This window comes from Streptomyces polyasparticus (genome assembly GCF_014493765.1).
Lineage (GTDB): Bacteria > Actinomycetota > Actinomycetes > Streptomycetales > Streptomycetaceae > Streptomyces > Streptomyces polyasparticus.
Genome location: NZ_JACTVJ010000005.1, coordinates 195,102 through 215,504, shown reverse-complemented (window position 1 = coordinate 215,504; position 20,403 = coordinate 195,102). Strand labels below are relative to the sequence as shown.

Sequence of the window (20,403 nt, the reverse complement as noted above, 5' to 3'; positions counted from 1 at the left end):
GTACGAAGTGGTGTGCGCGGCCGAGTGATCCGATGGGCCCTGACGAAACCCGCGCCGCCGCACAGGCGGCCTCGGCGGTATCCGGGCCGGTCAATTTGGTAAGGCACTTGACGAATCCCCGTCCGCAGCCGGGAGAATCCACAGGAGAGCGGCCTTCCGACGAACTGTGCCCGTATGAAGGGGACCACGACATGAGCAGCCTGCCGACCGGTATCGACCCTGCGTGGCTGCCCGACGAGGTGCTGCGGGACGTGGGTTCCCGGCGCGTTCTGGTGCGGGGGGAGGGGCCTTTGGCCGACACGCTGCGGGGCGAAGTCGCTTACGCCTGCCGGAAGTTCGGCGGCGCTCAGGTGACGGGCGACGCGTCGCACGACCTCTGCTTCGACCTGGCCGAGGGGGGTGACGAAGGCCCCGAGGGGTTCACCTTGGAGCGCCGCCCCGGCCTGACCATGGTCACCGCGGCCGACCCGGCCGGGCTCCTGTACGGCTGGTTCCATGTGGTCCGCCTCGGCGAGTCCGCCTTCACCACCGCGCCCGCGCAGACGCACCGGCCGGCCGTCGCGCTGCGCATGCTTGACCACTGGGACAACGTCTCCGTCCATCCCGTGATGGGCCAGGTCGAGCGCGGGTACGCGGGCGGCTCGCTGTTCTGGCAGGACGGGCGGGCCCGCGGCGACATGGCCCGGGTGCGTGCGTACGCGCGGCTGCTCGCGTCCTGCGGGATCAACGCCCTGAGCGTCAACAACGTCAACGTCGGTCCGGTCGAGGCCCGGCTGCTCACCGACCGTATCGAGGAAGTCGCCGCGCTGGCCGACGAGTTCAGGGTGTACGGGCTGCGCGTCCACCTCTGTGTCAGCTTCGCCGCGAGCATGCTGCTCGGCGGTCTCGACACCGCCGACCCGCTCGACGAGCGGGTGCGGGCCTGGTGGCGGGAGGCCGCCGACCGCGTGTACGCGCACATCCCCGACTTCGGCGGCTTCGTCGTCAAGGCCGACTCCGAGGGCCAGCCGGGCCCCTTCGCGTACGGCCGCAGCCACGCCGACGGGGCGAACCTCCTCGCCGACGCGCTGGCTCCGCACGGCGGCACGGTCCACTGGCGGGCCTTCGTCTACAACCACCGCCAGGACTGGCGCGACCGGACCACGGACCGTGCGCGCGCCGCGTTCGACCACTTCGCCCCGCTCGACGGTCGGTTCAGGGACAACGCGGTCCTCCAGGTCAAGCACGGACCGGTCGACTTCCAGGTCCGCGAGCCCGTCTCGCCGGTCATCGGCGCCATGCCCCGCACCCGCGTGGCCGTGGAGCTGCAGGTCACCCAGGAGTACACCGGGCAGCAGCGGCACGCGTGCGCGCTCGCGCCGATGTGGGCCGAGGTCCTCGGTTTCCGGCCGGAGGGTGAACAGGGGCCGAGTGTGGGCGAGTTGGCCGCGAGCGGAGGCCTGGTCGCCGTGTCGAACGCCGGCGACGACCCTTTCTGGACCGGCCACCCCCTCGCCCAGTTCAACCTCTACGCCTTCGGCCGCCTCGCCTGGCAGCCCGACGCCGACCCCGGTCGACTCCTGGACGAATGGCTGGAGTCGACGCTCACCCCCGCGCGGACGGACGACCCGGAGCGGCTGCGCGCCGGGGTGCGGTCCGTCCTGGCCGGCTCCTGGGCCACGTACGAGAAGTACACCGCCCCCCTCGGCGTGGGCTTCATGGTGCAGCCCGGTCATCACTACGGGCCGAGCGTCGACGGCTACGAGTACAGCCCTTGGGGCACGTACCACTTCGCCGACCGGGACGGCGTGGGCGTCGACCGCACCCGGGCGACCGGGACCGGGTACACGGGCCAGTACGCGAAGCCGTGGTCCGAGACGTACGAGTCACCGGAGACCTGCCCCGACGAGCTGCTCCTCTTCTTCCACCACGTCCCGTACGGGCATGTGCTGCACAGCGGGAAGACCGTCGTCCAGCACATCTACGACACGCACTTCGAGGGAGTCGAGGAGGCCGAGGCCGCGAGGGAGCTGTGGTCCTCCCTCGCGGACCTGGTGCCGGAGGCCTGGCACGCACGCGTGGCCGAGCGGTACGAGGAGCAGGTGCGCTCGGCCCGCGAGTGGCGCGACCAGGTGAACAGCTACTTCCTGCGCAAGTCCGGGGTGCCGGACCGGTACGGGCGCCGGATCCACTGAGCCGTCAGGCGGTGCCGTATGCCGTGGCGATGAGATCCGTGTGGTGCTCGTCGTCGAAGACCCGTATCCGGATGGAAGCGCCCTCGGAGACGTTGCGGAGCGTGAACGTCTCGTAATCCATCACCGCGGAGGTCCCGGGCGCCTTGTACTGGCCCCAGCCGGTGAGGCCGTGGCCGTCGTGATTGTCGACCGCGACGTGCACGTAGAACGTGTCCCCGTCGTTCTTCGTGTCGTATACCCACAGCTTCTGCTGATACGGGTGGAACTCGACCTTGCCGACGAACCAGTCGCCGCTGTAGAGCTCGAGCTTTCTGGCGGTGCCGCCCGCGTCGTATTCGAAGTACGTCCCGTCGAAGGGATCGCCGAGGGTGCCGCCGCTGCACGGACAGGTGTCCGTGTCCCTGGAGTAGCTGCTGACTGTGGGATCGGGGTCGTATGCCTGCGCGGGCAGCGCCCCGCCGATCAGCGACGCGGTCAGCGCTGCCACTCCCGCCGCGAGCCCAGCGGCCTTTGCCTTGAACTGCATGGTGTTCCTCCCGTTGATCCGACTGTTACGCGATGCCGCTTCCGGAGCCGAAGTAGTCGCGCTCGCCGCTCTCGTCGTACAGCCAGAAGATGACGCCGGAGCCCTCGGGCAGGTCGAAGTCCTTGACCGTGTAGTCCATGACTGCCGAGGTGCCGGGCGCGGAGAAGGTGCCCAGGTCGTGGGTCGTCCCGTTGTGCCGGTAGGTGGCCTTGACGTAGAAGGTGTCGCCGTCGTTCCTGGTGTCGTAGATCCACAGCTTCTCGGAGCTGGGGTGGAACTCGACCTTGCCGATGAACCAGTCGCCGCTGTACAGCTCGACCTTCTGCGCCCTGCCGCCGGCGTCGTACTCGAAGTACGTGCCGTCGAACGGATCGGTGAGGTTCCCGCCGCTGCACGGACAGGTGTCGGTGTCGTACGTGAAGTGATCGGGAACCGGGTTGGTGCCGTACGCCTGTGCCGGGCCGGACGTGCCGATCAGGGCGGTTGCCGTCAGAGCGGCACCTGAAAGCAGCCCCGCCGCTCGCCGTGCGATGCCGTTCGGTTTCTTCACTTGTCCCCCTCATGCGGATGCACCGGCCGCCGAAGGGCGGCCGACGTCAGCAGTGTGCGGGGCGGGGGACCGACGCAGTACCTCTAACTTTGCAGGGTCATGCCAGGCGCAGCACGGCGACCCCCAGCGGACCGAGCGTGAAGGGGTCGCCGGGCTCGTACGGCTTGCCCGTCAGAAGGTCGGTCGCTGAGCTGTGGGCGGTCAACTCGGCAGTGGCGGCAGTGTGGTTGAGGAGGAAGTGCAGCTCGGTGCCGTCCGGTGTCACACGGCGGGACGACTCCACTCCCCGGTGCCGTGCGTACGGGCCGAGCAGGTCGTGGCGGGCGAGGACCTGACGTATCACCTCGCCGGTGCCGGCCTCGTCCAGGAGCGTGGCCACGTACCAGCCCTCGCCGCCGCGGTCCCCGAACCGGTGACGGGTCACCGCCGGGGTGCCCGCGTAGAAGTCGGCGGTGTACGTGCCGACGGGCTCGGCGCCCCGCGGCAGGACGATCTCGAAGACCAGACTGCCCGCCGCCTCCAGGTCGCCCAGCCGTACGGGGCGGTCCTCGTGAGCCGGCCGCGCGTCCCACTCGTCGACGCGTATGCCCATGAGCGGCCCGAGCGGGCCCGGCACATCGGCGAGGAAGGCCCGGTCGTGCTCGTCGTTGCGGCCGGAGAGGCAGGTGGTCAGAACGGTGCCGCCGCGTTCCGCGACGGCTTCCAGGCGGGTCGCGACATCACCCTTGATCAGGTGCAGGAGGGGCGCGAGCACCACGTCGTACGCCGAAAGGTCCGCGGTCACCGGAACGACATCGACATCCGCGCCGGCCTCCCGTGCCGCCCGGTAGTAGCCGTGCAGGACGTCCAGGTACGACACGAGCCGGGAGGGCCCGTCCGAGATCTCCAGGGCCCACCAGCTGTCCCAGTCGAAGAGCAGGGCGGTACGGGCAGGGGTCCGGGCTCCGAGCGTCGCGGGCCCGAGCGCGGCCAACTCCGCGCCCAGCGCCGCCACTTCGCGGAACACCCGGGTGTCCTCGCGCCCCGCGTGCCCGATCACCGCGCCGAAGTACTTCTCGCACGCGCCGCGCGACGCCCGCATCTGGAAGTACAGGACCGCGTCCGCGCCGTGCGCCACCGCCTGCCAGCTCGCAAGCCGCAACTCGCCCGGTCTGCGCAGGGGGTTGATGTCGCGGCAGGCCGTCGCGGCAGGTGTCTGCTCCATCAGCCAGAACGGGGCGCCGCCCTTGAGACCGCGCATCAGATCGTGGGCGAAAGCGGCGCGGGTCGGCGGTGCGTCCGGCGGCGGATAGCTGTCCCAGGACGCGAAGTCGAGGTGCGGCGCCCAGCGGTGGTAGTCGAGCGGCTGATACGGGCCCATGAAGTTGGTGGTCACGGGGGTGCCGGCGCTGTGGGCGCGTACGGCCTCCTTCTCGGCCACGAAGCAGCCGAGCAGCGCATCCGTCATGAACCGGCGGTAGTCGAGCGTGATCCCCTGGAACGCCGTGTGGTCGGGTCCGCGCCAGTGCTCGGTGAGCGCGCTCGGGGGCTCGATCTCGGCCCAGTCGGTGTAGCGGTGCGACCAGAACGTCGTCCACCAGGCGTCGTTCAGCGCGTCCAGGGTCCCGTACCGCGCGCGCAGCCAGTCGCGGAAGGACCGCGCGCACAGCTCGCAGTAACACGCGCCGCCGTACTCGTTGTTGATGTGCCAGGCGAGCAGCACGGGATGGTCCGCATAGCGCTGGGCCATCCTGCCCGCGAGCGCGGTGGAAAGGCGGCGGTACGCCGGTGAGCTCGGGCAGAAGTTGTGCCGCTGCCCGTAGCCGTGCCGCCGCCCCTCGAAGTCGGTGCGGTGGACCTCAGGGTGCGCGCGGGCCAGCCACGGCGGTACCGCGGCCGTCCCGGTGGCGAGGACGACACGGCGGCCTTCGCGTGCGGCCAGGCCGAGAACCCGGTCGAGCACCGTGAAGTCATAGGTGTCCGGCGTGGGTTGGACCACCGACCACGCGAACACCCCCACCGTGAGCGTGTCGATCCCCGCCTTGCCGAACAGCCGGTGGTCCTCCTCCCACACCTCCTCCGGCCACTGCTCGGGGTTGTAGTCCCCGCCGTACGGGATCTTCGCCGTGCGGGGCGCAAAGCCGGTCATGCGGTGAAGTCCTCCTCGGTCTCCGCGATCATCGGACGGCTGGTGCGCAGCAGCGACAGCAGAAGCAGCGGGGCGAGCAGCAGCGCCACGGCCTCTGTGAACCACACCGTCGCCGCGCCCGCGACGATCAGCGCGCTGAGCGCCCCGGCCGTCGCCCCGCCCCGGCGCACCATGAAGTACGCGGCGAGGCGCGCCGTGTCCGACGTACGGAAGGTGAACAGGGCCAGCAGCACAAGGCAGTTGGCGCCCCACAGGGCCGCTCCGACGCCGATCAGGCCGAGCAGGCCCGCCCACCAGCCGGGCAGCCCTGACGCCGCGAAATGCGTGAGGCTGTACGCGATGACCGTCAGCCAGGCCAGCAGCGGGAGCCAGATCCGCAGAGCGGACGCGTAGGTGAGGCGCAGCCCCCGCAGATACGTACGCGCCGGACGCAGCTCCGTCAGGTCGCGGCTGCGGTGGTGCAGCGCGTACAGGGCGGCGGTCAGCGCGGGGCCGAGGGGGAGCAGACACAGCGCGGCCAGCGGCAGGTTGGCGGGGGCGCCGCCGAGGAACAGCAGGCCGGCGGCGCCGGGTGCCACCGTGGCGAGCAGCAGCACCTCGACGGTGAGCAGGGTGTGCACGAGGGCGCAGGCACGGGACAGCGGCCCCGTGCCGAACGCCGCCGCGGCGGTCCCGCTCATCGGCCGTCCCCGCTCACCGGCTGTTCCCGTCCCCGGGCGACCGCTCGGCCCCGCCCCCGAGCAACCGCCTCTCGTCCCACCACGGCGGCGCCTCCTCCACCACCGGCTCCACCTCCACCAGCGTCACCTCGTTCAGCTCGAGCGCGATTTCGACGACCGCCTCGGCATCCCGTACGGGAAGGCGGTGGTGGGAGCGGACGGGCTCCGCCGCCTCCCGCAGCATGTCGAGCAGGCGCAGTCCGGGCGATTGAGGGCTGCCCATCCGCCGCCATGCCGTGTACGCGTTGCCGCGCTCCTCGTCCACGCTGGTGCGGCGCACGAACACCTCGTCGCCGTCCGGCACGGGCAGGGAGAGCCGCACCGTATGTCCGCCCGCACCGGCCGCCGCCCATGCGAGCACCGAGATCCTGCCGTCCGGATGCCGGGTGACCAGATGGTCGTCGCCGCGGGCGAGCACCTCGTCGCCCATGCGGGCCATGAAGGCGTACAGGTGGTACGTGGGCTTCTTGACCTGGCGGTGCGTCAGAAGCCCGAAGCCGCCGTGGAACAGGGCCGTCGGGATCCCCACCTCCTCGAACACGTCGCTGAACGTCCAGTACGAGAAGGAGTCCACGAGCTCGCCGCCCCCGGCCACCACCGGAGCCAGATAAGCGGCGTGGAAGGCCGTGTCGTGGACGGGGTTGTCCGGCCGGTAGGAGGAGTTGAACTCGGTGATGTGCACCGGGAGTCCGGCCAGGCCCGTGCCCTTCAGCTCGTGGCGCGGCGCCGCGAACTGCTCCAGGAGCCGGCCCGCGGGCGCCAGCGTCTGATGCGTGCCGAACGGCACCTCCTGCGCGGGACCCGACGTATAGGCGTGCCGCGACACGAAGTCCACGGGCAGACCGCGATCCTCCACGAACGCGGCGAACCGCGTCAGCCACCCGTCGTCCGCGCCCGGCGACAGCGCGGGACCGCCCACCTGCAGCGAGGCGTCCACGTCCGTCACCGCGAGCGCAGACGCCTCGTACAGGCGGTGGTAGGCCTCCTGGTCCGCGTCCTGCCAGAAGATCGAGAGATCCGGCTCGTTCCACACCTCGATCGGCCAGGTGCGCACCTCCTCCAGGCCATAGCGGTCCACCAGGTGGGCCACGGTCGCGCGCACCAGATCTCCCCACTCCTGGTAGGAGGACGGTGGCGTGACATGGCCGCCCCACCAGAAGACGGTCTGCTTCCCGGAGGCCAACTCCTCGGGCATGAAGCCCAGTTCGACGAAGGGTCGGATGCCGAGCTCCAGATACGCGTCCACGACCTGGTCGACATACGTGAAGGCATGCCGCACCTGCCGCGCGCCCTGCCACTCGTACGGACGGTGGACGCCCATCCCGTCGCTCAGGAGCCCGTGCCCGCGGATGTGCCGGAAGCCGATCTCGCGCTGGAGCAGCGCGAGCGACTCCTGGTAGTCGCGGCGCAGCGCGAGCTCGAGGCGGCCCGTGCCCACGCACGCGCGCCATGCGCCGCCGAGCCGGCCGACCGGCTCCGAAGGGACGCGGATCATGCGTTCTCCTTCGCGTAGCGCTCGTAGGCCTTGGTGTGCAGATCCGCGAGCCGCTCGCTGTTCTTCGCCTTCAACTCCGTGACATAGGAGTCCCATTCGGACAGCGGGCGCTTGCCGAGCACGAACTTCAGCATGTTCTGGTTCACGTGGTCCTTGAGCGGCGTCTCCCACAGCGTCGCCTGCTCCTGCTCGATCGACTGCAGCGGGTGCGGCGGGTCGATCGGCAGCTGCTTGCGCGTGGCCATCGCGTCCTGGAACTTCTTCTCGTCCGGGCCGAACGAGGAGGACACCAGGTCCCAGCTGCCGCCGTAGGTGAACACCCCGTTGAAGAACCCGTAGTCCTTCTGCAGATCCTTCGGCGCCTTCGGGTCGGAGCCCATCAGCGAGATGCCGGGCTTGAGCTCGTACGCACTCCCGGACTTGGTGTACGTCTCGCCCTCGACGCCCCACTTGCAGAACGCCTGGCCCTCGTCCGAGTACCAGAGCCAGTCGACGAACTGCATCATCGCGACGAAGTTCTTGCTCTTGAGCGCCTCGCTGGAGACCATCACACCGTTCTCCAGACGGACCCCGCCCAGGACGACCTCGCCGGCCGGGCCGAGCGGCACCGGCACCATCTCGATCTTCGCGCCCTTGACCTGCTTCTCCAGGTTGAAGCGGTAGTTCTGCACCAGCTCCTGCGGGTTCGCGCTGATGCCGAAGGACTTCTCGCCGAGCAGCTTGCGCGTCGCCTCGTCATCGGTCTGCGTGAAGCTCTCCGGGTCGAGCAGCTTCTCGGCGACCAGCTTCCGCAGATACTCGATCACCTGGCGGAAGGCGTCCGTGGCGCCGGTGAACACGAACTTCTTCGCCGAGGTGTCGAAGGTGACGTTGTCGTACGTCCAGCCCGCCTTCACCCCGTACGACGCGCCGAGATAGCTGACCAGCGCGCCCGCCGGATAGACGGTGTTGGTGGACCAGCGGTCGGAGAACGCGTAGCTGTCCGGGTACTCGGCCTTGATCGCCTTGAAGACCTCGTACACCTCGTCCCAGGTCGTCGGCAGGGCCACACCGATCCGGTCGAGGACGTCCGTACGCAGGGAGAGGGAGTAGCCGGCCTTCGGCTTCTCGTGCAGGCCGGGCAGCAGGTAGTACTTGCCGTCGGACTGGCGGAAGGAGTCCAGCTCGGGCTTGAGGTTCCACCTCTCGACCTTCTCGCGGAAGTTCGGCATCAGATGCACGTACTCGCTCACCGGCAGGATCGCGCCCGAGGAGACGAACGCGACCTCGGAGGGGTGGTACGTCTTCGGGATCAGGAACGGCGCGTCACCCGAGCCGATCAGCAGGCTGCGCTTCTTCTCGTAGTCGCTCAGCGGTACGTCGACGGGCTCGAGGGTCACCCCGGTGCGTTTGGTGACCTCCTCCCAGAACAGCCAGTCCTTCTTCGTCGGGTAGACCGGGTTGTTGTTGTGCAGCACGGACAGCGACAGGGCCTTGGTCGCCTTGAACTGCTCACCGGCGCGGTACTCCTTCATCGCGCCGTCCTGCTTCTTCGACAGGTCCTTGGAGTCGCCGCCTTCGTCGCCGCTGCCGCAGGCCGTGAGCGCCGCGAGGCCGGCGAAGCCCGCGGCGGCGAGCAGTGATCGTCTCGACAACTGACCGTGGTTGGACACGTGAACTCCCTTGAGGGGTAGGGGTGGTGGAGTGCTTTCGGTGCCGGCCCTTGACCGCGGTCAGCCCTTGACCGCGCCGAGCATCACGCCCGAGACGAAGTACCGCTGGACGAAGGGGTAGACGGCGAGGATCGGCAGCGCGGTGAGCACGATGGTCACCGACTGGATGTTCGCGGCGGCCTGTGAGAGCTGGTCGAGGCCGGCGCCCGAGTTGCTGCCCGTCGTGGCGCCCGCGATGAGGTTGCGCAGATAGACGGTGACCGGCATCAGCTCGGTCCGGTCCATGTACAGGAACGCCGAGAACCAGGAGTTCCAGAACGACACCGAGTAGAAGAGCACCATCGTGGCGATGACGGCCTTGGACAGCGGCAGCACGATCCGCCAGAGGATCCCGTACGTGCTCAGGCCGTCGATCTGCGCGGCCTCCTCCAGATCCTTCGGCATGTTCTCGAAGAACGCCTTCATCACGAGGAGGTTGAAGACACTGATCGCGTTCGGCAGGGCGATCGCCCAGACCGAGTTCTTCAGGCCGAGGCTGGTGATAAGGACGTAGTTGGGGATCAGGCCGCCGGAGAAGAACATCGTGAACACGGCGATCCCGATGAGCAGCCCGCGCCCGCGCAGCTCCCGCTTCGACAGGACGTACGCGTAGATCGTGGTCAGGGTCATCGCGATGACCGTGGAGACCACCGTGTACAGGACGGTGTTGCCGTAGCTGCGCCAGAAGGCGTCGTCCTCGAACACGATCTTGTACGTGGTGAGGTTGAACCCCTTCGGCCACAGGGTGACCTCACCCGCCCTGATCTGGCGTTCCCCGCTGAACGAGCGGGCGATGATGTTGACGAACGGGTAGAGGGTGACGATCACGACCAGGGTCAGGATGACGCCGTTGACGCCCTGGAAGACGCGGTAGCCGCGGGTGGGCTCGGTGACGGACTTGCGCGGTCCGCGGGACACAGGTGCTCTCACCACAGGCTCGTCCCCACCGTCTTGCGCGACATCTGGTTCGCGGACGTGATCAGCACGAGGCCGATGACCGCTTCGAACAGGCCGATCGCGGCCGCGTAGCTGAAGGAGTTGGACTCGATGCCCGTGCGGTACAGATACGTCGAGATGACGTCGGCCGTCGGGTACGTCAGCGGGTTGTAGAGCAGCATGATCTTCTCGAAGCCGACCGCGAGGAACGTGCCGACGTTGAGGATCAGGAGCGTCATCATCGTCGGGCGGATGCCGGGCAGCGTGACGTGCCAGGTCTGCTGCCAGCGGTTCGCACCGTCGATACGGGCCGCCTCGTACAGATCGTCGTCGATGGTGCTCAGGGCGGCGAGATAGAGGATCGTGCCCCAGCCGGCCGTCTGCCAGACCTCGGAGCCCACGTAGATGGTCCGGAACCACTCGGGCTCCTGGATGAAACGGATCGGGTCCTGGCCGAACGCCGCGAGCGCATGGTTGACCGGGCCGTCCGAGGCCAGCATCTGCATGGTGATGCCCGCGACGATCACGATCGACAGGAAGTGCGGCAGATACGAGACGGACTGGACGAAACGTTTCAACGAGGTACGTCGGACTTCGTTGAGCAGTAGGGCGAGCACGATCGGCACCGGGAAGCAGAACAGCAGCGTGAGGAAGCCGATCCAGAGCGTGTTCCGGAAGACCTGCCAGAAGGCGGGGTCGTTGAGGAACATCTCCACATAGCGCAGCCCCACCCAGTCCTCGCCGAGGATCGAACCGCCCGGCTCGAAGCGGCGGAAGGCGATCACATTGCCGATCATCGGCAGATAGCGGAACACCAGGAAGAACAGGATCGGCAGGACGGCCAGGGAGTACAACTGCCAGTCCCTGCGCAGTGCTTGGCGCCACGGGCGTTTGCCCGAGGGAGGTCTGAGGGGTGGCAGCGGGTCCTGAACCGGTGCGCTCAAGGGCGGGGTGCCCGTCATGGCGGACGTTGTCATGCAGGGCCTTTCGTCACACGGCGGGGAAAGGCGTGACCGAGAACTTTCGGGAATCTTCCGGTAACGTCGCCGCAACCTAAAGCCGCTCCCGACCCCTGTCAATGGGTGCCGCAGCAAAGGGAGTTGGCCCCACGACCCCCTGTGAGGTGCCTGTGCCCGCCTTCGACCTGCCCCTCGACCAGCTCGAGCGCTACCGTCCCGACCTCGACGAACCCGCCGACTTCGATGCGTTCTGGCAGGCCACCCTGAAGTCCGCCGAGCACGAGGAACCGCTGATACGGGCCGAACGCGTCGACAGCGGACTGTGGCTCGTGGAGAGCTGGGACATCACCTTCCGCGGCTTCGCCGGCGACCCGGTCCGCGCCTGGTACACCCGGCCCGCCGACACGCCCCGACTGCTGCCCGGCGTGGTCGAGTTCGCCGGGTACGGACGCGGCCGCGGCCTCCCGCACGAGCGCCTCACCTGGGCGAACGCCGGATACGCGCATCTGCTCATGGACAACCGCGGCCAGGGCGACCAGTACGGCAACGGCGGTGCGACCCCCGACCCGCACGCGTCCGCGCCCGGCGGCCCGGGGCCCGCGGTGCGCGGACTGCTCGACCCGCACGACCACCACTACCGGCGGCTGCTCACCGACGCGGTCCGCGCGGTCGCCACCCTGCGCGCCCTGCCCGGCACGGATCCCGCGCGCATCGCCGCCGTCGGCAACAGCCAGGGCGGGGGAGTGGCCCTCGCGGTCGCCGGGCTCGTCCCGGATCTCGCCGCGGTGCTTGTCACGGCGCCGTTCCTGTGCGGCATCCGGCGTGCCCTCGAACTCACCGACCATGCGCCCTACGGCGAGATCTCGGCCTACCTCGCCGTGCACCGCGGCGCCGAGACGGCCGCGTACCGCACGCTCTCGTACCTGGAGGGCATCTCGTTCGCCCGCCGCGCGCAGGCCCCCGCGCACTTCGGTGTCGGCCTGCGCGACACGGTCTGCCCGCCCAGCGGCGCGTACGCGGCCTACCACCGCTACGGCGAGCTGACCGGAACCGAGCCGGCCAAGGAGATCCATGCCTATCCGTACAACGGGCACGAAGGGGGCGAAGCCGTGCATGTGCGGCGTCAACTGGCCTGGCTGGACGGGGTGCTGGGGGTCGCACATGCATAGATCCGGGGCCGCGCGTCCGGCCGGACCCGAGGAAAGCGGGCTTGGCCGACACAGGGTTGACGGCATGACCTACGGTTTCCGGAAGGCGTCCGGAGATCTTTCGGATGACGAGTCGACGGAGGTGGGGAACGTGGCCCGGGAAGGCGCTCAGCGCACGGCGACCACACAGAGCCCGGACGGGCCGGCCAAGGTGACGATCACCGAGATCGCGAGAGAGGCCGGAGTGTCCGTACCGACCGTCTCGCGGGTCGTCAACGGACGCTCGGACGTGTCGCCCGCCACCCGCGCCCGGGTCGAGGACCTCCTGAACCGGCACGGCTACCAGCGCCGCCCGCCCGCACCCCGTCACCACGCCTCCCTGCTCGACCTGGTCTTCAACGACCTCGACAGCCCCTGGGCGGTGGAGATCATCCGCGGCGTCGAGGAGGTGGCGCACGCCGCGGGCGTGGGCACGGTGGTCTCCGCGATCCACAACGCCTCCGGCTCCGCGCAGCAGTGGATGACCAACCTGCGGGCCCGCGCCTCCGACGGCGTGATCCTCGTGACCTCGGCGCTCGATCCGGGCCTGCAGGAGGAACTGCAGCGCCTGGGCGTGCCGTTGGTGGTCATCGACCCGGTCGGCGCCCCCGTCTCCGACGCACCGACGGTCGGGGCCACGAACTGGGCGGGCGGGATGGCCGCGACGGAGCATCTGCTCTCGCTCGGCCACCGCCGGATCGGATTCATCGCGGGACCGCCGCGCCTGCTGTGCTCACGGGCCAGGCTCGACGGCTACCGCGCGGCCCTGGAGAGCGCCGGAGTGCCGGTGGACGACGCGCTGATCATGCCGGGCGACTTCTACCACGAGTCCGGATTCACCGGCTGCAACGCGCTGTTGGACCTGGACGAGCCGCCCACCGCCGTCTTCGCCGCCAGCGACCAGATGGCGCTCGGCGCCATCGAGGCACTGCGCCGGCGCGGACTGCGCGTACCCGAGGACATGAGCGTGGTCGGCTTCGACGACCTTCCGGAAGTCCGCTGGTGCGCCCCTCCGCTGACCACTGTCCGGCAGCCGCTTTCGGACATGGGCAAGCTGGCCGCCCGCGCGGTCCTCGATCTCGGGCGTTCCGTCGCCCCGGCCTCTCCGCGGGTCGAGCTGGCCACGGAGCTCGTGGTCAGAGCCAGTACGGCGGCGCCGCGCGACCGATGAGGGCGTGGATCAAGCCTGGGGTGTCAACGACCGATTTTGTTAAGGCCGTTGACACCCCTGATTTCTGTCCGTAACTTCCGTGGCCATCTACCGATAGTTTTCGGATCTCTTCCGGAAGGTGTGCCATGCCAGCCTCCGACTTCTCCCGCCGCCGGTTCCTGGGCGCCGCCTCCGCGGCCGGCCTGGGAGCCGCCGCACTGACCGCCTGCGGCGGCTCCGACTCCGGCAGCGGAAAGGACAGTTCGGGCCGCACCATCGTCGAGTGGTGGAACATCCAGACCACCGAACCGTCGAAGACCATCTGGCCCGAGCGTGCGAAGGCTTTCGAGGCCAAGAACCCCGATGTGCGCATCAAGCTCGTGACGCTCGAGAACGACGCGTACAAGTCGAAGATGACCGCGCTGACCAGCTCGGGGAAGCTGCCGGACATCTACCACACCTGGGGTGGCGGGGTTCTGAAGCAGCAGATCGACGCCGGTCTGGTCGAGGACCTCACCGGGCCCATGGAGTCCATGGCCGACACTCTCGTGCCCGCGTCGGTCAAGGCCTACCAGTTCGACGGCAAGACGTACGCGATGCCGTTCGACATCGGCGCCGTCGGCTTCTGGTACAACAAGGCGCTCTTCAAGAAGGCCGGGATCGGGGCCCCGCCCACCACCTGGGCCGAGTACCTCGACGCCGTGAAGAAGCTGAAGGCCGCCGGGATCGCCCCCATCGCCCTCGCGGGCAAGGAGAAGTGGCCCGGCATGTACTACTGGGCGTACCTGTCGATGCGGATCGCCGGGGTCGACGGACTGCAGAAGGCCGCCGACGAGAAGGACTTCACCGGCGACGCCTTCGTCAAGGCGGGCGAGCGCCTCAAGGAGCTCGTGGCCCTCGAACCCTTCCAGAAAGGCTTCCTCGGCGCCGCGTACTCCACGCCCAACGGCGAGGCCGCGGCCATGGGCAACGGCAAGGCCGCCATGGAGCTGATGGGCCAGTGGGCGCCCACCGTGCAGGCCGACGCCGGCAAGGGGATAGGCAAGGACCTGGGGTTCTTCTCGTTCCCCGCGGTCGATGGCGGCGCGGGCGCGCTCACCGATGTGTTCGGCGGAGGGGGCGGCTATGCGGTGCGCAAGGGCGCGCCGCAGGCGGCCGCCGACTTCCTGAAGTTCTTCATGACCGCCGAGTCGGACCGGATCCTCGTCGAGAAGGCCAACATGATCCCGGTCGTCAAGGACGCCGCGAGCGCGCTCACCGACCCCAACCTGACGGCCGTCTCGGACATGCTCGCCAAGTCCACCGGCTTCCAGCTCTACCTGGACCAGGCCTATCCGCCGGCCGTCGGCCAGGAGGTCAACGACTCCGTCGCCGCCCTGATCGCCGGGTCCAAATCACCCGACCAGGTCGCCCGTTCCGTCACCCAGGTCTTCAAGAGCCAGTAAGCGAACATGACTTCGACCTACGTCAAGGACGCGCGCCCCGCCGTGGACCAGGAGCCGGCCGCCGGGCCTGCGAACCGGCGGCCGCGCGCGCGGCGCGTGAAGGACTGGCTGACCGCCGTCTCCTTCACGCTGCCCGCCCTGCTCCTGTTCGGCGCCCTCGTCCTCGCGCCGATCCTCTACGCCCTCTACGTCAGCCTGTTCAACTGGGGCGGCTTCGGCTCGCCCGAGGACTACACCGGACTCGACAACTACACCCGCCTCATCGACGACCCCGTCTTCCTCGGGGACCTGTGGCGCGGCCTGCTGCTCGTCCTGTTCTCCATCGTCGTGCAGCTGCCGTTCGCGCTCGCCATGGCCGTCGCGCTCAACCAGAAGCTGCGCGGCCGTGCCGTCTACCGGATGCTGTTCTTCGCCCCGTACGTCCTGTCGGAAGTCATCACCGGCGTCCTGTTCTCGATGATCTTCGCGCCGGACGACGGACTCGCGGACCGCTTCCTCGGCTCGATCGGGCTCGACGGGCTCGGCGGCCTCTGGTTCGCCGACCAGGACACCGTCCTGCCGACCCTGTTCCTCGTCATGACCTGGAAGTACTTCGGCTTCCACATGATGCTTTACCTGGCCGGCCTCCAGAACATCCCGCACGAGCTGTACGAGGCCGCCCGCATCGACGGGGCCTCCGCCTGGCACCGCTTCCGCTACATCACGCTGCCGCTGCTCGGACCGACCGTCCGTATCAGCGCGTTCCTGTCGGTGATCGGTGCGATCCAGCTCTTCGACCTGGTGTGGGTGATCTCCCAGGGCGGCCCCGACCACGCCTCCGAGACCATGGCGATCACACTCTTCCAGTTCGGCTTCAAGCGCTACCAGATCGGCTACGCCAGCGCGATCAGCATCGCCCTCTTCCTGATCAGCCTGGTCTTCGCCCTCGCCTACCAGCGGTTCGTGCTGCGCCGCGACACCGAAGGAGCCCTCACGAACATGCGAGCCAACCGATGACCGCGCCCGAGGCGGTGGGCCGCCGGCGCTTCGGCAAGGTCCCCGTCTACGTGATCGTGTGGCTGGTCGGCATCGTCATGGTGACTCCGCTCCTGTACGCGCTGATCTCCGGGTTCAAGTCCACCGACCAGCTCTCCAGCAATCCCTTCGGCCTGCCCTCGCCCTGGGTGACGTCCAACTACACGGACATCCTCGCCTCCAGCTCGTTCTGGCGGATGCTCGGCTCGTCCACCCTGGTCGCCATCGGGACCACCCTGCTCACGGTGGGGGCGGCGGCCCTCGCGGCCTTCTCGCTCGCCCGGTTCGCCTACCGGGGAAGGGAGTTGCTCTTCACGCTCTTCACCGTGGGCCTGATGTTCCCGTTCGCGGTGGCGATCCTGCCGCTGTTCATCCTGCTCCGTACGTTCGGGCTGCTCGACAACCCCTGGGGTGTGATCCTGCCGCAGGCCGCGTTCGGGCTGCCGATCACCATCGTCATCCTGCGCGGCTTCTTCCGTGCGATCCCGGGAGAACTGGAGGAGGCGGCCACGCTCGACGGCTGCTCGCCGTTCGGGTTCTTCTGGCGGATCCTGCTGCCGATGGCGCGCCCCGCGCTCGGCACCGTGTCCGTGCTCGCCGTGGTGAGCAGCTGGAACAACTTCCTCCTCCCGCTGCTCGTGTTCACGCAGGAGACCTGGTGGACGATCCCCGTCGGTGTCCAGCAGTTCCAGGGCCAGTACGCCGCCGACATCGCCCGTGTCTTCGCCTATCTCGTCCTCGCGATGGTGCCCGCCCTCGCCTTCTACGCAGTGGCCGAACGCCAGCTGATCGGCGGCATCACGATGGGCGCGACCAAGGGCTGATCCCCTTCGCCGCCCGCCCCGCTTTCGCTGCCCGGCCGGACTGATCCCCGAGCGGCCCGATCCCCCTTGCTTACCCAGTACTTGAGGAGTTCCATGGTCAAGCCCTGGCAGGACACCACTCTGCCCGCCCATGTCCGGGCGGCGGACCTGCTCGCCCGGATGACAGCCGAGGAGAAGGCCGCCCAGCTGTCCAGCGTCTGGCTGGGAGCCGAGACCGACAGTCCCGAGGTCGCGCCGGGCCAGCACGAGTACGCGGTCGACAGCGCCGTACTCGACTCCCTCCTTCCGCACGGCCTCGGCCATCTGACCCGTCCCTTCGGCACCGTGCCCGTGGAGCCGGCCGAGGGTGCGGCCCGGCTCGCCGCGCTGCAGCAGCGCATCCGTGCGGGCAACCGCTTCGGTCTGCCCGCGCTCGCGCACGAGGAGTGCCTGACCGGGTTCACCGCCTGGCAGGCCACCGTCTTCCCCACCCCGCTCGCCTGGGGCGCCACCTTCGACCCCGCGCTGATCACGGAGATGGCCCAGTCCATCGGCGCCTCGATGCGCGCCGTCGGTATCCACCAGGGCCTCGCCCCGGTCCTCGACGTCGTACGGGATCCGCGCTGGGGCCGCACCGAGGAGTCCATCGGCGAGGACCCCTATCTGGTGGGCACCATCGGCACCGCGTATGTACGGGGCCTGGAGGCCGCCGGGATCGTCGCCACGCTCAAGCACTTCGCCGCGTACTCGGCCTCGCGTGCCGCCCGTAACCACGCACCCGTCTCGATGGGGCCCCGCGAACTCGCCGATGTCATCCTGCCGCCCTTCGAGATGGCGCTGCGGGACGGCGGCGCGCGGTCCGTGATGCCCGCGTACAACGACATCGACGGGCTGCCCGCGCACGCCCACACCGAGCTGCTCACCGGGCTGCTCCGGGAGCAGTGGAAGTTCAACGGGACGGTCGTCTCGGACTACTTCGGCGTCTCGTTCCTGGAGTCCAACCACCGGATCGCGGACAGCGCCGAGTCCGCCGCCTTCCTCACGCTCGCGGCCGGCGTCGACGTCGAACTGCCCTCCGTACGCTGCTTCGAGTCGGCCGCCCGCCTTCCCGAGGAACTCCTCGACCGGGCCGCGCTGCGCGTCCTGGAGCAGAAGTGCGAGCTGGGCCTGCTCGACCCGGACTGGGAGCCGGTGGGTGGCGAGGTGCCGATCGACCTGAACCCCCCTCAGATGCAGGAACTGGCGCGGCAGGTGGCGCAGGAGTCGGTCGTGCTGCTCGCCAACGACTCCGGTGTGCTGCCCCTCGCCGACGGCCTCCGCATCGCCGTCGTCGGAGAGCTCGCCGACGAGGAGGCGGCGATGCTCGGCTGCTACACCTTCCCGCGGCACGTGGGCGTCCACCACCCCGAGCTCTGCGCGGGCATCGAGGTCCCCACCTTCCTGCAGGCGCTGCGCGCCGAGTTCCCCGCCGCCGAGTTCGTGGCCGATCCGGCGCAGGCCGATGTGTGCCTGGCCGTGGTCGGCGACCGCTCCGGCCTGTTCGGACGCGGTTCCTCGGGCGAGGGCTGCGACGCCGAGGACCTGGAACTCCCGTACGGGCAAGGGGCCTTGCTGGACGTGACCTTCGGGCACGAGGTGCCCACCGTGATCGTGGTGCTCAGCGGACGTCCGTACGCGCTCGGCCGCTGGGCCGACCGGGCCGCCGCCGTCGTGCAGGCCTTCTTCCCCGGCCAGGAGGGCGGCGCCGCCGTCGCGGGCGTGCTCGGCGGACGGGTCGAACCGTCCGGCCGGCTGCCCGTGGGCGTGCCCCGCAGCCGGGGCGGCTCGCCCGCCCCGTATCTCGCGCCGCCGCTCGGCGAGCGCAACGGCGCGAGCACCGTGGACCCCACCGCGCTCTACCCGTTCGGGCATGGCCTGTCCTATACGACCTTCAGCTGGGACACGCCCCGCTGCGAGAACCCCGAGCTGACCACGGACGGCGAGACCACCGTGAAGCTCAAGGTCCGCAACACCGGCGACCGGCCCGGCACCGAGGTCGTCCAGCTCTACCTTCACGACCCCCTCGGCACCGTCGCCCGGCCCGAGGTCCGGCTCGTCGGCTACGCCAGGGTTCCCCTCGACGCCGGGGCGTCGGCGGAGGTCCATGCGACCTTCCCCGCCGACCTGGCCGCGTACACCGGGGCGGACGGCCGCCGCGTCGTCGAACCGGGCGCACTCGAACTGCGGATCTCCGCATCGAGCACCCACGTCCACCACACCGTGCCGCTCAGCATGACCGGGCCGGTGCGCGAGGTCGGACACGAGCGCCGGATGCGGTGCGAGATCCGGGTGAAGTGACCCACGCGGGGCGTGGCGTGCCGGGGGCGTGACCCACACGTCCAGGGCCGCCACGCCCGTCGAGCACCGCACAGCGCAAGCCCAACTGCCCATCCGCACTCAACAGTTGAGGAGTTCCCTCATGCGCGCATCCGCACCCGCCCGCCGCATCCGCACAAGATCCGCGGTGGTCGCCGCGGCCGCGGCCGCCGCCCTGCTCGGCTCCCTCGCCTCGGTGCCCGCCGCCCACGCGGACAGCGACAGCGACCGGCGCAGGCCCGCCCGTACGCTCCATGAGCTGGCCCGGGAATCCGGCCGCTACTTCGGCTCCGCCGTGGACAACCCGGAGCTGGCCGACACCGAGTTCGCCGAGCTGCTCGGCACCGAGTTCGGCCAGACCACACCCGGCAACGGCATGAAGTGGTACGCCACCGAACCCGAGCGCGGCGTCTTCGACTTCACCGCCGGTGACGAGATCGTCGACTACGCGAAGGCCAACGGACTCAAGGTCCGCGGCCACACCCTGCTGTGGCACAGCCAGCTCCCCGCCTGGCTGTCCGAGGGCACCTGGACCAAGGCCGAACTGCGCTCCATCCTCAAGAACCACATCACCCAGGTGGTGAAGCACTACAAGGGCAAGGTCTTCGCCTGGGACGTCGCCAACGAGATCATGAACGAGGACGGGACGTACCGCGAGAACATCTTCTACAAGGTCATCGGTCCCGGCTACATCGCCGACGCCCTGCGCTGGGCCCGCGCGGCCGACCCGAAGGTGAAGCTGTATCTCAACGACTACAACGTCGAAGCGCTCGGCCCGAAGTCGGACGCGTACTACACGCTGATCAAGCAGCTCAAGAAGGACCGCGTACCGATCGACGGCTTCGGTCTGCAGGCCCATCTCGCGCTGCAGTACGGCTTCCCCGGCGGCTATGAGGAGAACCTGCGGCGCTTCGCCGACCTCGGGGTCGACGTGTCCATCACCGAGCTCGACATCCGCATGCAGCTGCCGGCCGACGAGGCGAAGCTGGCCGAACAGGCCGACTGGTACGGCCGGGTCACCGAAGGCTGCCTCGAGGTGCGGCGCTGTGTGGGCATCACGCTCTGGGGCTACACCGACCGGCACTCCTGGATCCCCGACTTCTTCCCGGGCGAGGGCGCGGCGCTCCCGTGGGACGAGAACCTGCGGCACAAGCCGGCCTACGACGCGATCCGCGAGGAGCTCGCGGAGGCGGCCGAGGACGACTGACCGCCACCCCTGACGCGGTGTGCCGGCCGGGCAGCAGCCCGGCCGGCACGTTCGCGTATTCCCG

Annotated in this window: 16 protein-coding genes; 8 read left to right on the top strand and 8 right to left on the bottom strand. The window is 69.6% G+C overall.

All coding sequences use genetic code 11. The annotated features are described in order from the left end of the window. The first annotated feature begins 191 nt into the window (after positions 1-191). On the top strand, positions 192-2,174 hold the full coding sequence (locus H9Y04_RS09400) for an alpha-glucuronidase (protein ID WP_187813276.1): 1,983 nt from the start codon (positions 192-194) through the stop codon (positions 2,172-2,174). 4 nt (positions 2,175-2,178) lie between these two features. Here H9Y04_RS09400 and H9Y04_RS09395 read toward each other — a convergent pair whose 3' ends face one another. The 8 genes from H9Y04_RS09395 to H9Y04_RS09360 all read right to left on the bottom strand — a co-directional run bounded on the left by H9Y04_RS09395 (position 2,179) and on the right by H9Y04_RS09360 (position 11,196). Beyond that, positions 2,179-2,700, bottom strand: coding sequence for a hypothetical protein (locus tag H9Y04_RS09395; RefSeq protein WP_187813275.1), 522 nt, complete (start codon positions 2,698-2,700; stop codon positions 2,179-2,181). A gap of 25 nt (positions 2,701-2,725) precedes the next feature. Next, positions 2,726-3,250, bottom strand: coding sequence for a hypothetical protein (locus H9Y04_RS09390; protein WP_187813274.1), 525 nt, complete (start codon positions 3,248-3,250; stop codon positions 2,726-2,728). A 97-nt stretch (positions 3,251-3,347) separates the two neighbouring features. After that, complete coding sequence (locus tag H9Y04_RS09385) at positions 3,348-5,378, bottom strand: beta-galactosidase (RefSeq protein ID WP_187813273.1); 2,031 nt, start codon at positions 5,376-5,378, stop codon at positions 3,348-3,350. Next, a complete protein-coding gene (locus H9Y04_RS09380; RefSeq protein ID WP_187813272.1) occupies positions 5,375-6,058 on the bottom strand; it encodes a YesL family protein in 684 nt (227 codons plus the stop codon). The genes H9Y04_RS09385 and H9Y04_RS09380 overlap by 4 nt, the downstream gene beginning before the upstream one ends. 13 nt (positions 6,059-6,071) lie before the next feature. Further along, positions 6,072-7,592, bottom strand: coding sequence for a GH39 family glycosyl hydrolase (locus H9Y04_RS09375; RefSeq protein WP_187813271.1), 1,521 nt, complete (start codon positions 7,590-7,592; stop codon positions 6,072-6,074). Further along, the gene (locus H9Y04_RS09370) at positions 7,589-9,244 is read right to left on the bottom strand and encodes an ABC transporter substrate-binding protein (RefSeq protein ID WP_187813270.1); all 1,656 of its coding nucleotides are present in this window, start codon (positions 9,242-9,244) and stop codon (positions 7,589-7,591) included. The genes H9Y04_RS09375 and H9Y04_RS09370 overlap by 4 nt, the downstream gene beginning before the upstream one ends. A gap of 60 nt (positions 9,245-9,304) precedes the next feature. Further along, entirely contained in the window at positions 9,305-10,213 is a 909-nt protein-coding gene (locus tag H9Y04_RS09365; RefSeq protein ID WP_308800925.1) for a carbohydrate ABC transporter permease, read from the bottom strand. Next, positions 10,210-11,196, bottom strand: a complete 987-nt coding sequence (locus H9Y04_RS09360) for an ABC transporter permease (RefSeq protein WP_187813269.1) — start codon at positions 11,194-11,196, stop codon at positions 10,210-10,212. Before H9Y04_RS09360 ends, H9Y04_RS09365 begins: the two co-directional genes overlap by 4 nt. A 152-nt stretch (positions 11,197-11,348) precedes the next feature. Here H9Y04_RS09360 and H9Y04_RS09355 point away from each other — a divergent pair, with 152 nt between their 5' ends. The 7 genes from H9Y04_RS09355 (at position 11,349) to H9Y04_RS09325 (ending at position 20,339) form a co-directional block, all read left to right on the top strand. Beyond that, positions 11,349-12,347 carry an acetylxylan esterase gene (locus H9Y04_RS09355; protein ID WP_187813741.1) on the top strand — a complete coding sequence of 333 codons (999 nt, stop codon included), beginning with the start codon at positions 11,349-11,351 and terminating at the stop codon, positions 12,345-12,347. A gap of 64 nt (positions 12,348-12,411) precedes the next feature. Beyond that, a complete protein-coding gene (locus H9Y04_RS09350) occupies positions 12,412-13,536 on the top strand; it encodes a LacI family DNA-binding transcriptional regulator (RefSeq protein WP_187813268.1) in 1,125 nt (374 codons plus the stop codon). Between the two features lie 125 nt (positions 13,537-13,661). After that, entirely contained in the window at positions 13,662-14,960 is a 1,299-nt protein-coding gene (locus H9Y04_RS09345; protein ID WP_187813267.1) for an extracellular solute-binding protein, read from the top strand. A gap of 6 nt (positions 14,961-14,966) precedes the next feature. Next, positions 14,967-15,956 (top strand): carbohydrate ABC transporter permease, encoded by a 990-nt coding sequence (locus H9Y04_RS09340; protein ID WP_187813266.1) that lies wholly within the window; start codon positions 14,967-14,969, stop codon positions 15,954-15,956. Further along, positions 15,953-16,798 carry a carbohydrate ABC transporter permease gene (locus H9Y04_RS09335; protein WP_187813265.1) on the top strand — a complete coding sequence of 282 codons (846 nt, stop codon included), beginning with the start codon at positions 15,953-15,955 and terminating at the stop codon, positions 16,796-16,798. The genes H9Y04_RS09340 and H9Y04_RS09335 overlap by 4 nt, the downstream gene beginning before the upstream one ends. Before the next feature lie 93 nt (positions 16,799-16,891). Then, positions 16,892-19,114, top strand: a complete 2,223-nt coding sequence (locus H9Y04_RS09330) for a beta-glucosidase (RefSeq protein WP_187813264.1) — start codon at positions 16,892-16,894, stop codon at positions 19,112-19,114. Between the two features lie 121 nt (positions 19,115-19,235). Further along, complete coding sequence (locus H9Y04_RS09325) at positions 19,236-20,339, top strand: endo-1,4-beta-xylanase (RefSeq protein WP_187813263.1); 1,104 nt, start codon at positions 19,236-19,238, stop codon at positions 20,337-20,339. Positions 20,340-20,403 lie beyond the last annotated feature (64 nt).